General features: G+C 44.1%; 10 protein-coding genes. 2 read left to right on the forward strand and 8 right to left on the reverse strand.

What is annotated here, in order from left to right:
- Positions 1 to 180: 180 nt before the first annotated feature.
- The 4 genes from AC6CIF_RS19040 to AC6CIF_RS19055 all read right to left on the reverse strand — a co-directional run bounded on the left by AC6CIF_RS19040 (position 181) and on the right by AC6CIF_RS19055 (position 5,345).
- Positions 181 to 2,232, reverse strand: a complete 2,052-nt coding sequence (locus tag AC6CIF_RS19040; RefSeq protein ID WP_498201115.1) for a serine hydrolase domain-containing protein — start codon at positions 2,230 to 2,232, stop codon at positions 181 to 183.
- A gap of 110 nt (positions 2,233 to 2,342) precedes the next feature.
- Entirely contained in the window at positions 2,343 to 3,641 is a 1,299-nt protein-coding gene (locus AC6CIF_RS19045) for a GHKL domain-containing protein (RefSeq protein WP_076211970.1), read from the reverse strand.
- Position 3,642: 1 nt separating this feature from the next.
- Positions 3,643 to 4,383: a LytR/AlgR family response regulator transcription factor gene (locus AC6CIF_RS19050; RefSeq protein WP_498201117.1), complete on the reverse strand. Its 741-nt coding sequence runs from the start codon at positions 4,381 to 4,383 to the stop codon at positions 3,643 to 3,645.
- A gap of 197 nt (positions 4,384 to 4,580) precedes the next feature.
- On the reverse strand, positions 4,581 to 5,345 hold the full coding sequence (locus AC6CIF_RS19055) for a YheC/YheD family protein (RefSeq protein ID WP_244988334.1): 765 nt from the start codon (positions 5,343 to 5,345) through the stop codon (positions 4,581 to 4,583).
- A gap of 202 nt (positions 5,346 to 5,547) precedes the next feature.
- Here AC6CIF_RS19055 and AC6CIF_RS19060 point away from each other — a divergent pair, with 202 nt between their 5' ends.
- Both AC6CIF_RS19060 and AC6CIF_RS19065 read left to right on the forward strand, forming a co-directional pair.
- Positions 5,548 to 6,357 (forward strand): DUF6492 family protein, encoded by an 810-nt coding sequence (locus AC6CIF_RS19060; protein WP_498201119.1) that lies wholly within the window; start codon positions 5,548 to 5,550, stop codon positions 6,355 to 6,357.
- A gap of 17 nt (positions 6,358 to 6,374) precedes the next feature.
- Entirely contained in the window at positions 6,375 to 7,748 is a 1,374-nt protein-coding gene (locus tag AC6CIF_RS19065; protein WP_498201121.1) for a sugar phosphate nucleotidyltransferase, read from the forward strand.
- 106 nt (positions 7,749 to 7,854) lie between these two features.
- Here the strand turns inward: AC6CIF_RS19065 and AC6CIF_RS19070 are convergent, their stop codons facing one another.
- The 4 genes from AC6CIF_RS19070 to AC6CIF_RS19085 all read right to left on the reverse strand — a co-directional run bounded on the left by AC6CIF_RS19070 (position 7,855) and on the right by AC6CIF_RS19085 (position 13,519).
- Complete coding sequence (locus AC6CIF_RS19070) at positions 7,855 to 10,674, reverse strand: DUF8487 domain-containing protein (RefSeq protein WP_498201122.1); 2,820 nt, start codon at positions 10,672 to 10,674, stop codon at positions 7,855 to 7,857.
- Between the two features lie 187 nt (positions 10,675 to 10,861).
- Positions 10,862 to 11,656, reverse strand: a complete 795-nt coding sequence (locus tag AC6CIF_RS19075; RefSeq protein ID WP_498201124.1) for an SDR family NAD(P)-dependent oxidoreductase — start codon at positions 11,654 to 11,656, stop codon at positions 10,862 to 10,864.
- 99 nt (positions 11,657 to 11,755) lie between these two features.
- Positions 11,756 to 12,754, reverse strand: coding sequence for an AraC family transcriptional regulator (locus AC6CIF_RS19080; RefSeq protein WP_498201126.1), 999 nt, complete (start codon positions 12,752 to 12,754; stop codon positions 11,756 to 11,758).
- A gap of 192 nt (positions 12,755 to 12,946) precedes the next feature.
- Complete coding sequence (locus AC6CIF_RS19085) at positions 12,947 to 13,519, reverse strand: esterase/lipase family protein (protein ID WP_165980272.1); 573 nt, start codon at positions 13,517 to 13,519, stop codon at positions 12,947 to 12,949.
- Between the last annotated feature and the right edge of the window lie 179 nt (positions 13,520 to 13,698).

A 13,698-nucleotide genomic window follows, 5' to 3' on the forward strand; every position in this document is an offset into this window, starting at 1 on the left:
CTGTTAAAAATGAGCCTGATATTTAACTACATAAATATAACGAGTAGTGAATGCGAATTGTTACCGGATTGTTAAATTATTCTAATAAAAAATCAAAAAAGCCGCCACTAGGCGACTTCTTGATAACTGTATTTTTTCGGTGATTAGTTGCGAACCTGACTCATTAATGAAGTTTCTGCTCTACTTTAATTCAATCTGGAATACATCACCGGCTTCCCCACCAAAAACGATAAAACCACTTTTCGGGAGCTTTGTCGATTCCTGATTGGTTGCTACAGAGAAGTCAACCATTTCCCCTTTATCATTATACACTGCATAACCTCCGGTCTTGGGAGAATCCACCGTGATGGATTTGTTACCCGATCGGGCGTCGATCGCATACCACCGGGCTTGACCGTTTGCCGGAATAGTCGTAATTCCTTTTTTTCCACCAAAGATTGGAGTAATCGCATCCTCGGCAATGTATTCATGCCCATCCTGGATCAAAATCTCGGCGCCATTCTTCGTGTAAAATTGCAGATCAAACGCGTCTCTTCCATTCATCACAGGAATCTCGGCGATATTCTCTGCGTTGTTTGCATCCATAATTTGCGTGCCATTAGCATAGCCATTTTTGGCATCAACGGAAAGGTTCTTGATCAGCATCGATGGAAGCAGATAAAAGATCGATGTTATTTTTTCATCCAACGCGTAATATTTCGAGCCGTCACGAGCTGTCCATTTCTCTTTGGTTGCTGCGTCCAGCGCATTATGATCCAGTTTTTGATAATCATACGTGTTCATTACCGTTTGGCCTATGCCGGGTAACGTAATCATGCCCTGAACTTTAACATACACCTTGTCATTACGTTCCTTCACAAAGCTAGCTTTTACACTGCCATCCTCACTTGTAAAATGTTCGTCGCCTGAGTACACATAGGTCTGCTCAGGAATAATTCCTCCCAGCAAAGCAGGCAGTTGCATCTCACCATCCTTAATCGTTATATCCAATGTCTCTCCTACCGTACCATAGAGACCCGAGTAAGAATTTAATTCTGTTGGCATCTTCACTTTGACAGGTGGTGAGAATGTCTGATCAGGCTGAACATCATCGATGATGCCCTGATCCTCCAGAACGTCCAGCAACACTTTGCTGGCAAACATCTGATTGTAGACGGAAGATCCACCAGATGATAGAACCGCCATTGAAATATCATGTTCAGGTATAGTGATTAACACGGCATGGTACAACATGGTATCCCCGCCTTTGGCAAGCGCGGTAATCCCATAATCGCTGAACGGTGCAAGGTCAACCGCGTCCCAGCCCAAGCCATAATTGATCGTATTTTGTTCATCTGATACCCATATGCCATTACGATATTCATGAGATTGCATGGCCTTCACAGCAGATTCGGACAGAATATCCGGCCTGTTCCCCATTAAAACCTCTCCGAATTGACTCAATTCTTCTGCGGTAGAGTACACTCCGCCGGTGCCGATAATGTTAGCATTTTCGGTAGGCATCTTCATCTCAAGTGTAGGCCAATAGGTTTCGGATAACTGCGCTCTATCAAAGGAATCTAGTGGTGTCTTCGTTGATTCCAACTTCAATGGCTCGCTGATATACTTGGCGATATATTCGCTGTAGCTTAACCCACTCACCCGTTCAACCAGGATTTCAAGCAATTGAAAACCGTCATTGGCGTAGACGGAGTATGCGCCAGGTTTGGATTTCAGTTTTTCGGACTGAAGTTTGAGCAATAACTCATCATGATTGCGGGTGTCATTATCGTCAAACAACATGCTGTTTCCATAATGTGTACCGTAAAGACCGGATGAATGATTCATCAACATGCGCGGTGTGATTTGAGTATAGCGCGCATCTGCCATTTTAAAGTCCTTGATATACGAAGTAAGCGGCTCATCCAGATCTATTTTACCGGAATCAACCAGCTTCATGGCGGCTGCCGTAACAACCATTTTGCTAACCGAACCTATGCCATACATACTATCCTTGTCTATTGGCTTCTGTGATGCCTTATCGTGCAGTCCGACACTATCTGATAAAATATATTCCCCTTCATCCATGATCGCATATTGCACACTGGTGACACCGTAGTTTTGTACCATTTCCTTGGCAATTTGCTCCGCCCGTACCTCGATCGTTGCATTGTTGTTCGCCTCTGCGCTGACATCTGTAAGCGGCGTAATTACAAGCACTGCTGTACATAAAAGACTAATTAATTTTTTCATCCCATGTCCTCCCTCAAATGTTCTTATGAATGAATTCATCATATCCGGGAAGAGACTGTTCGAACGCAAACGGACCCTCAATGGAAAAAAACAACCCCTGAACGGCAGGTTCAGGGATTGTCGGTGTGGAACGGAAGCACAACCATGTTGTTAAATTTCCGATGCTGATGCTCAATACTCATATGTCCACCATATTTCTCGCACATTCGCGATATATTGGTTAGGCCGATCCCATGGTACTCCGGATTGGGCTTGTCACTTTTCAAGTCAACGATCGGTTGCTCCACATGATTCATAATCTGGATGACAAGTGCAGTTGATGTGGAGTGAATGGCAATCAGGATGTATCGATCCTCGGCCTGTCTAACCTTCTTGGAGGCTTCAATTGCGTTATCAAGCATGTTACCAAGCACCACACACAGATCATACCGATCGATCTGGATATGCTGCGAGTGAAGCTGGATTTTGGTGTCGATTTTGATCCCGTTTGCCTGCCCCATAGCAAGCGTATTTGTAACGAGAGCATCAATGACCAGATTGCCGGAGTTCACCCGCTGATACGCACCTTCAATGGTATTTAATGTTGACTTGATATGGTCACCTGCCGCCGCCAGTTCGTTACGTTGGATACATTCATCAATATACAGAAATTGCTGATTAATATCATGGATGATGGATTTAATATTTTTGAAACTATGAACAGTCTTTTCATAGTTGGCATCCTGGTAGTCCATCTGACGCTGTAACTGGGTGTTTTCATGCGCAAGCTGTACCTTTTCCACCATATTATCGAATACATATACAATGAACACGTTGAGAAATAGAGAGCCCAGTACAGAAAAGACGTAGAATATGTTTTTTTCACTGTATATGGAGGCCACATTGATCTGATAGATCGTAATGATCGGTACGATGAGAAACAGCAAATAATACCGATAGTGAACGGCAAAACTTCTACGTTTGGCGACGAGACGGACAACTTGAATGACAACGAACATGATGCTGCAACCAAGCAGCATCACTTTGGAGAGAATCCAGTGGTCTTCTCCGTTGAACTGATCCATTGAACTGTAATCCGCGGATTCCAGAACACCGAGAATATATACAGCGATGGCATTTGCCATAGTAATCAGAACCGCATACAGGATGGTAAAAACAAGCTTGATTTTGAACTCCACTTCATAGGACTGTGCCAGACTGAAGATTAATAACAGAGCAACAGCAGTAGAAACGATATCTGAGAAAGAAGAGACCAAATAAAAATAACCCAACATGACAAATACCAAGAAATAGATCGCTCTACGCGGCTTCCGGCTGGACTTGCCCAACACAGAATCAAAATAAAAATTTGCCTGAAATGCCATAAGTAAGGTCACGAAGATGATGGAAAAGATCATATAGGCATCCATATTATTGAATCCTCATAATCATGTATTTGGTATAGGCATCCTTGACTTCCTTGACCTTGGAGCGACCTATGGGCAGTTCCGTTCCATTCAACATGACGACTTGGGTGCCGGAAAACTTCTGAACATGCATCAGGTTGATGATAATCGAGCGATGAATCTGCAAGAAACCATGATCTTTCAAACCGGTAGCGTAGCTGGATAAAATGCCTTTGGTCTCATGTACATTTTCCTGAGTCACAAAATTCAACTTGTTCTTGATCGTTAAACTTTTGACCACCTCAATCCAGAGAATATCATCATATTTCAGCAGCAGTTCATCATAGTCTGATTTGATTAGTACATACTTTTTGTCCAATGCCTGAAAATATTGACACAGCTTAATCATCTTTTCCTCGAAAACTTGCGGCTGGATTGGCTTGATCAGATATTGAAAGGTGATGACATCAAAGCTCTCCACCATATATTCCGGGTAACTGGTCAGAAACATAATCTGTACATCCAGAAACTTCATGTTCCTGATCTCTTTAGCGGTCTGAATTCCGTTCATTCCGCCCATCTCCACATCCAAGATAAGAATATTGAATGTGTCCCCAACCTCTCTGTAGTGTGAGAGCAGTTGTTCACCAGATGTGAATAGGCTAATTTGAAAATCAAAATTGGTTTTTAGAGATAAGGAGACCAGCATGGATTTCACACGTTCTCGTTGCTGCTCCTCATCATCACAGATTGCAATATTGAACATGGGGGAACATCCGCCTTTCATAGACATCGACTCTGAATTTCACTCTCGAATATACTATTTTAGCATAGGTTTCGGAGTCAAATTGGGATGAAATGCATTATTCCGACCTTCAAACGCAAATCAACAAAAAAAGTCGCCACATCGGCGACTCTTGAGCTTGTAACCTTCTCCAGCATTCCTATGAAAAGTCCAGTCTGTTATTTTGTTTTTTTGGGGAAAGCATGGCGGTAATATCGTATTACCTTGCGATACATCGTCTTGTCCTTTAATTGATTGAATATATATGGATCAGGTTTGACATTCACTTCAATAATCCAGGGTTTCAGACTGTGGTCAAGGCCGATATCTACACCGATTTGCATTAGATACGGGTACTTTTTTTTCATATGACGAGCTATGCGCAGGCTAAGCTCATTCATCTCTTGAACCAGTTCATTTCTGCGTTTGGTGGATGCATGTGATTTTAGCAGCTTGTGAATATCCATCGGTGTTCCACCACTATGATAATTGGTTACGATTTTCTTTGGATGGCCCAGTCGGCCGATGATTCCGGTAGCTTCCCAATGTTTGGTCGGGCTTAGCTGTATCATGACTCGGATGTCAAAACGTCTGTTATTGTGCTTAAGAAGATGGATTCCTCTCTGAATCAGATAACTTCTTTTATTCACCAGACGAGTCAGACTGTTATAAAACGATTCAAAGCTGTCAAACGTCAGGCGTTTTTGCTCTATCTGATAGACAAAATGTTGATGACTTTCCATCTCGGCCTTAATAACACCCATCCCGAAAGTACCTCTCTCGGGTTTGACATAGACCATTCCATATTTGCTGATCATGGATTTCAGATTTGTCTTGTTATATTTCTGTGTGTCGGGGATAAACGGTTTAATTAATTCATTATTAATGATCAATTTTGTTTTTAACCACTTGCTTCTTAACGGCTGCAACTTATCGACTCCCATGTCGTAAACTCTCCCTTCAGCAACCGCATCAAAGCCTGCTGTTTGATCAAGATCCTGCAAGCATTATATGTAATACCGATAAATGAACCCTCAACATAAGCCCCTATTGGTAAAAATGTATATTTGCACATGCCCTGACCAAAACACTTTTGCACACATACCATATAATGAGTCATCACGATTTGTGCAAGGAGTTGAGAAGATGTCCGTCCAGCCTGGAATCCGATTGAATAATGCGCCTAAGATTGATGTTCTTATACCAGCGATCGAGAAAGATTTAGCTACCCTTCCCCTCGTCATCGATAACATTCGCCGTTATGTAAAACATCCCATTGGAAACATATATATTGTTTCTCCGGTCAGCACCAAAATCAGAAAGCTCTGTTCCCTTAAAAACTGCATTTTTGTTAATGAGCGATCCGTCTTGCCTATAACCAAAAACGACATACACTACCAGTCCTCCCGATGGAATCGGTCAGGCTGGTTATATCAGCAGCTGCTCAAAATGAACGGAGATTCCATTGTGAAGGCAAAGTACTTTCTAGTCATGGATGCAGATACCGTACTGATTAAACCTCATTCATTTCTTGTAGAAGGCAAAACAGTCTTTTACTGCCGTGACTGGAGCCAGCCGGAATATTTCAATACCTACAGCAAGTTGTTAGGTATGAAAGCTCCGCGTCCCCGCTCTTTTGTCACCCATTATATGCTGTTCGACAAATCGAAACTCGCTGCCTTAAAACAGAAAATTGAAGCGGTTCATAAGCTGCCATGGTACAAAGCGATCATCTCCAATATCAATAAGAAGAAACAGTTTGGTTTCTCCGAGTATGAAACGTATGCCAATTTTATGTATACGAAAAACCCAGGCAGCATGGTCCTTAGAAGTTCCAAGAATAAAAGTCTGAATGTGAACGCTTCTTCGTTAAAAGAGCAACAAATCCGCAATCTGGCTCTTAAATATCGTTCTCTTTCCTTTCATAAACGGAAAATCTACAGTAAAGCTCCCTGAGCTTAAGGAGGAAGCCCATGCATATCGTACTGCTGTGCGGCGGCTCTGGCAAAAGGCTCTGGCCGTTATCCAATGAGCTTCGCTCCAAGCTGTTCATAGATATACTTCCATCACCCGCTGGAGGTAGGGAATCCATGATCAGCAGAGTATGCCGCCAGCTTGACAGTTCATCCCTAACGGATTCAACACTCATTATTTCACATCAGGATCAGGCTAATATTACGGCACGACATACTCAAGGCAAAATACCAGTCATTGGGGAGCCTTATAAACGAGGCACTTTTACTGCGGCGGCCTTAGCGACGTTATATCTGCAAACCTTCCGAATGGCCAAAGATGACGATGTGATCTGTATCGCGCCAGCTGATGTATTCGCAGGTGAAGATTTTTTCAGCAACTTCCAATTACTGCCGGACATAATGAAACATTCTCAAGCCGATATCGCTTTAATTGGGACAAGGCCTACACATGCTTCAGAACAGTATGGATACATCCTGCCGGGTGGGGAAGAACGTAATGCTTATGCGCCTATAACACAATTTATAGAAAAACCCGAAGCCACCATTGCTGAAACTCTGCTACAACGTGGGGCACTATGGAACTGCGGTGTGTACGCATTCACCGTCGCGTTTATGATATCCCATATTAAAAAAATGGGGCTTCCGGTTCATTATGATCAATTGTCTTCCTTGTATGAAGGGTTGCCTGAACGCAGTTTTGACAAGCATGTTGCAGAAAAGGCGCAGCGGGCCGTAGTCCTGCCTTATAAGGGAGTATGGCAGGATATCGGAAGCTGGGATACGCTGTGCGCACAGTTAGATACCCATGTAATCGGACACGGTGGAATCTCGGGTTCTTCCTCCGATTCCTATATTATTAACGAGCTTCCCTACCCCATCCAAGTCATTGGCGTGCCAGGTATTATCGCTGCCGCAAGTCCGGATGGCATTCTCATTGCCAACAAAAATAATTCAAATGAAATTAAAGCGCAATTGGGTAACTTGCCATTAAAACCGATGTATGGTGAAGCAATCTGGGGCAGTTATCGTGTCATTGAGAGTTCGTTAGACGATGAGAATACAACTGTAACCACATTAAACATAACGGTTCTACCGGGCAAACATATCGGGTTGAACTGGCATAGAACTGGGTGTAGAGCATGGACCGTGCTTGCAGGCAGTGGGCAAGTGCTTGTCAACGGAAAGGTCATGCAAGTGAGTATGGGCAATCAGTTCGTGATTACCAAGGAGAGTCTCTTTTCTATTCTGGCTGAAACCAGGATGGTGATCCTTGAGGTCCGGATCGGAGTAACAGAGGATAAAGACAACATACTTTTTGAAGAAGAAGATTGGAATGTAATCCTAAAAAGTGCAGGTTCATCTAACGTTTAATGGGAAATTGAACCGATTCAATCTGCATGTCTTATAGCCCCTTCCATTCGCGGAAGGGGCTCATTGGCATAATGAAGGGAAACCTGACACTTCTTCTCCCTACATCTTAGTTAAACAACTTGCGAAGTTCCTCTACTTCCAGACGTGCAACTGGCTGGTAAGCGGAACTTTGTACATAACGCTGGAAGCTGTATAACAACTGTCTGCCCTCCAATGTAGTCATCAGACGCTCCAGATTCAGTGCTCCCATCAGCACTCTCCCCTTCCGGACCCGACACTCCATCAACAGGCCGAGCTTGTGGTTTCGCTCAAAATTGTCAATGGTCTGCACGATCGGATTCAAGTCTTTATCCAACTCATCCAAGATGATCGATGACGACTCGGACACGATGCTCCACCACGGATAGGTCGAGTGCTCCTCTGTGACAAAATGTTCGAAGGCCGGATGATCCTGTTGAATTAACAAGCCCATTGTGCCCACAGGAACTTCTCTTTTCATATTCTCCGAGATGGATCGGAACATAGGGTAAGACCAGAAATCGGTGCTATAGAAACCTTGGATCGCGTGTTGAAGCTGATTGGGATTCGGGAAAAGTAAAATATCCTCGCCCTGCTCAAGCAGCGCCAACGCCTGTTCCGAGAGTTCGGTAAATAGATTCAAACCGGTCAGGTCCACTTCCTCCTGACTCGGGTAGATCCACAGGTCGTAAGACTTACGGATATCCGTACCCGGAATGGACAGTCTAAGCTCCACTTTGGTCATATTGGAGACTTCAGGAATGCAAATGCTGAGATCCGCGACATTCACATAATGTTCTCCATGGGTCGCTGGCAGGTCTGCTTTCCCTTCCAATAGGAAGCTTCCTTCGATCTGCTCGCTTTGAATTTCCCACTTCAATTGAAGTCCATCCAATGCTTGTCTCCGAAAGTAACTTAGTTCAATGCGTGCTTCGAACAATTCACCCGCTTGATAATTATATTTGGGGAATCTCGCCAACAACACAGCGTCGGAACAAAACGTTCTCCACTCCTCAGGTGTAATCATGCCTTTGGAATCCATGAATGCGTCCAGTACACCCACCAGCGCTGTTCCCTGACCACTGAAATCCTGGAGATCCAGCAGCTGGAACCCGGCTAGTTGCTGCGAACGAAAAGCAGCTTCCAGTTCTTCCTTGTAACATGCGACGGCGAGTTTACCAGAGGCTCTGAAGTATGCTTCCGCCAGATGTCCCAGTCCTTTGGCATTCAGACGCTCTCGAAACACTTCGAAATTCTTGGCTTTGAGAGAACCCGTATACTTGTTGATCTCCTCGAAATTGGGAAACGTGGCGTACTGTCCAATTTCATGCGAAATGATTGGTACGTGTGAGACAAGTTGGTCACTTCCAGCTTCGGCCTGCACTGTTTTGGAACCTGTCCCATACTGAATCTGAATCTCTTTGTCCCCAGTCTGACCAGAAGGGTCAGCATCGCTGCCTTGCTCAGGTACAATGTTTAAATCGTAATCTTTCAATGTATTTGGCAGGTCGGTCTGCACGTGACCGAGCGGAGCATCACACATCGCATATGAACCTCTGAACAGGCGCTCTTTGGAGAAACGAACCCCGCAGAAGAATTCACTTTCCTCCAGAATGTCCGGCACAAACTGAAAGTTATTCGAACCTTCGGTGTATAGATGACGATGATCATATGCTTTGTATGCCTTCAGGATCGAATTCAATCTGTCCTTGCTTCCCCATAGTTCATTCCCCATGGACATCATGACAAACGAAGGATGATTACCAAAAGCACGCAGCATCGCAAATCCTTCGCTAATCAAGTAATCCTGCTCTGCTTGATTATGCCCATCCGATGATTCATCCGTAATGGTTCCCCAGAACGGAAGTTCAGGTTCCATGTAGATGCCGAGCAGATCCGCTGCAATAAAAGCAGCCTCCGGAGGACAACAGGTATGGAAACGGTAGTGATTGATACCGTAGGACTTGGAGATAGCGAGAATACGAACCCATTCATCCACATCTGTTGGCGCGTATCCCGTGAGCGGAAAGATCAGCCCGTCATGTTTGCCTCGAAGAAACGTTTTGCGACCATTAATGGTGAATTTGTCTCCAGCAGCCCGGAATTCCCGTAATCCCGTCCATACTTCGGTGGAATCCAGCACTTCGCCGTCCTGATCTTGCAGATGAATATGAAGTTGATACAGGTTAGGTTCATCATCACTCCATAACATCACATCTTCGCCAATCTGGTACGTCAGCTGGATTTCCTGCGAATCCGGGACGAAAATTTGTTCCTCGGTCGTATATACCGGATCTGCACTGACTGCAACAGCCGAAACCACGATTCGTACTTCTTGCAGGTCACCAACAAGTGCTGCCTTGATCTCAAAAGATCGAGTCGCAAGATCTGGATAGACCTGAACATTATCCAGAAAAACACGCTCGAAAAATTGAAGTTCCAATTTCCCGGTGATGCCGTTCCAATTCGTCTGTGTGTCTTCGGATGTAAGGTGACCACCTTTGGTTGGATAATTGGTATTGTCCACTCGAATGGTAATTGTATGAGTCCCAGCGGTTAGCCCTGCCTCAATCTCGTAACGGTGAGGTGTGTTCAGACTGTTTTGTGTTCCCATTTCAATGCCATCGATCCAAACTGTGGTTACTCGTGTTCGTTCCAGATGCAAAAAGCAACATTTTCCAGCCAAGTGTTCGGGAATTTCAATCTCTCGTGAAAACCAGGCATAACCCTCAAATAAGTACTCATCCGTCAGCGCACCGATTAACACATTCTCGTTTTTCTTGCCCTTGGCCGCATGAGATGTAGTATTTGGCAATGTAATAACGTCTGAGAAATTCAGACCACGTTCCACCTTATGTTCATCGAGTTGGAGTTTCCATAGGCCTTCCAGATTTATTGCTGCTATCATGATAGTGTCCCCTTTTAGAGTCATATAATCGATAAAAAGTAATCGCTTCCAATGGACAGAAACCGTTTTCGAAAATCATACCTGTATTATAAACTCGATTGACGCCCTCGCATAGATCATTTACAAATAAAAAAGTCGCCAATGCTGGCGACATCTTATGGATACCTATCCTGTATCCTGAACAATTTCAAAATATGGTGGGAATCATGCCCCCGTCCATCCGGATGGGAGAGCCTCTGAAGGCTGAAGCATATGGGCTGCATACAAATGCAGCGACTCTGCCTATTTCACTTGGCTTGATGAATCGCTGTAATTCGGACTGTGGCAGATTACTCTTCATAAAATCTTTCTCTTTTTCCTCGAAAGTCAACGTCTCATCAGGATATATGCCCTCAATGATTTTTTGTACGTTTTCGGACAGTGTTGGACCTGGCAGGATCGTATTGATCGTAACCTTGGTCCCTGCTGTCAGTTTGGACAAACTTTTGGATAATGACAGCAGCATTGACTTGGTCATGCAATACTGGGGCATCTGGCCTGAAGGCATAAGGGCTTCTTCACTTGCGATGAAAATAATACGCCCGTCATTGTTCTTCGCCATTTTAGGTAAATAAAATTGGGACAAGCCATTGGCAGCCAACACATTAGTACGGAAATATTTCTCCCACACTTCATCATTTATGTCTTCATAACTCATGATTTCATATATCCCCATGTTATTGATTAATATATCAACTTCAGGAAATTTCTCGAATAAAACTTGGCGTTGCGCCAGATCCACAAGATCAGCGGTAACCTTTTGCGGAGAGGTCTCCGGAAAAGTGGACTTGATTTCGCGAACGGTTTGTTCCACCTCTTCATCATTGCGTCCATTAATCAGAACGTGAACACCTTCTCGAGCGAGTTCAAAAGCTATTGCTTTACCGATTCCTTTTGTTGATCCTGTAACTAAGGCTGTTTTCTCTTTTAGTCCCATATCCATCCTGCATTTCTCCTTCATGATTACAACTATCCGTCAGCACCGGATAGATATAATATTACGCAGTCTGAAGGGTCTAGTAACTAGCACTTTGCGCCAGAGTTATTGCCTTACACGCCAATTGGAAGGTGTATCCCCTTCCCAATTTCGGAACGCACGATAGAACGAATTCTGGTCTTCATATCCAACCAGAAATGCCACTTCTTTGATATCAAGCGAAGGATCTGCAAGGTACTCTCGGGCCTGCTCACGTCTGGCCTCGGTTAATAATTGCTTGAAGTTTGTGTTCTCCTCCGTCAGTCGCCGCTGCAAAGTACGATCACTCATGCGAAGCTCTTTGGCGACCGTCTGGATGTCAGGGCGCTTTCCTGTGAGGCTGCGTTTCATGATCCATTTGACCACTTCAGTAATGGAACGATTGCTCTCTTGTTCGTCCAGCGACCGATCCAGTGCCGGGGTCAGAATCTCCAGTAACTCCTCGTTATACGATAGAAATGGAAGACTCAGATCTTTCCGTCCCAGCGTCAACCGATTATAGTTGGAATTCGTATCGACTCGGCAGCCGAAGTAAGCCTCAAGGGTGGCTACGTCACCCATCGGTTGGGAGAACTCAACCCGTTTTGCAGTCAAAGGCTGTCCTGTGCCCCTCCGTCCAAGTTCGATTAGAAATGCCAGCGTAATACCGACCAGTAGTGGCGGACCTTGTTGACCCTTATGTAACCATTCGAGTTCAATGATACATTCCTCCCCTGCTTCGGTAATCTGCAAACTTTCGGGAGGACACATTTGCTTGTAACGCACCATGCGATTCAACGCATCACGATAATCACGAGCATGATACATCGCCAGTACAGGCGGAGGATACTTCGATATTTCATATCCGGTTGCAAGTTTGATGATGCCTTCGGCAGTGTCCCCAATAAGATCAGAGTAGGCCTGCCAGATTGCAAAGTACTGAGATTGGGTCACTACAGGTTTATTTATTGTCTCAAGAGATAGTTGTGCTGTACGAGCGATGTCATCAGCACCAATCCCTAATTGATGTAATCCAGCCCAAAAGCCTGGATGAACTTTAATCCGATCATTCGGTTGAGGTTGCATGTATACAGACTCCTTTAACTTGTTCCATTTTTATTCTGATTTCTAATTATAGAATGGATGTACCTATTTTTGAAACTTACCTCAGCGAGCCATTTCCGGGTAATACGAAAACACGACTAACCATGAATGGTCAGTCGTGTTCAAGTCAATCATTCAGAATATTATGAAAGAATGCACATTTTGTAGGTTCAGCTACTCATTCAATGCAGTTTTGATCAGGGCATTCACCCGTGAGTTAAACAGCAGACCGATATGGGATACGAGGGAAACCGAAACGTTGTTCGCCCCGTTCAAGCGGGAAAGTACCGGGGACACAATCGTGTCACTGGTGGAATAGATCGAAGTCACCTTTATTCCACTCGGAGCTGTCGTTGTGGTCAATCGATTAGCCCCGCCAAGGGTAATCAACTTGTCCACTTTGGAAGCGCCTCCACGGTTAAGTATGTAATAGAGACTATTAGCACCACCCATGCTATGAGCTATAATATTCACTTTCGTATGACCCGTTTGGTTTAGAACATCATCTACGAATCGACTAATTGCTGCGGAGTTCAAAAGCTGGTTTCCTTGTTTGCTAGGAAGGTCAATCGCGAATAGTTCGTCTCTTGTCCACCCTTGGCTACGCAAATAACTCTCAATTGCTGTAAAATTGCTATCTGAACCGGTCAATCCATGTACCAATACAATAGGTGTACGCGCCGTAGCTGCAGAAGCCTTTGTACTCGATCCTATTCCAGGTACCGATAAGGCAAGGATCATACTCATGAATACAACAAGTATTAATTTGGTCTTTTTCACTTCATTCACCCTCCTGTAAAATGTTTTATATTCCATATATTACAATCTAACATATGGAATATAAATGAATCTTTAGTCTCATTTTTACAGGAATGTCTAAAGTAGACTACCACTAACATCATTACATTTTATCAAACTCTAGTTCT

This window comes from Paenibacillus sp. GQ49, from assembly GCF_059759055.1.

Coding starts and splice junctions, on each gene's coding strand:
- AC6CIF_RS19075 (WP_498201124.1), bottom strand. CDS start 11,656: ATGGATATGGGACTAAAAGAGAAAACAGCCTTAGTTACAGGATCAACA.
- AC6CIF_RS19055 (WP_244988334.1), bottom strand. CDS start 5,345: ATGGGAGTCGATAAGTTGCAGCCGTTAAGAAGCAAGTGGTTAAAAACA.
- AC6CIF_RS19085 (WP_165980272.1), bottom strand. CDS start 13,519: ATGAGTATGATCCTTGCCTTATCGGTACCTGGAATAGGATCGAGTACA.
- AC6CIF_RS19050 (WP_498201117.1), bottom strand. CDS start 4,383: ATGTTCAATATTGCAATCTGTGATGATGAGGAGCAGCAACGAGAACGT.
- AC6CIF_RS19080 (WP_498201126.1), bottom strand. CDS start 12,754: ATGCAACCTCAACCGAATGATCGGATTAAAGTTCATCCAGGCTTTTGG.
- AC6CIF_RS19040 (WP_498201115.1), bottom strand. CDS start 2,232: ATGAAAAAATTAATTAGTCTTTTATGTACAGCAGTGCTTGTAATTACG.
- AC6CIF_RS19065 (WP_498201121.1), top strand. CDS start 6,375: ATGCATATCGTACTGCTGTGCGGCGGCTCTGGCAAAAGGCTCTGGCCG.
- AC6CIF_RS19060 (WP_498201119.1), top strand. CDS start 5,548: ATGTCCGTCCAGCCTGGAATCCGATTGAATAATGCGCCTAAGATTGAT.
- AC6CIF_RS19045 (WP_076211970.1), bottom strand. CDS start 3,641: ATGGATGCCTATATGATCTTTTCCATCATCTTCGTGACCTTACTTATG.
- AC6CIF_RS19070 (WP_498201122.1), bottom strand. CDS start 10,674: ATGATAGCAGCAATAAATCTGGAAGGCCTATGGAAACTCCAACTCGAT.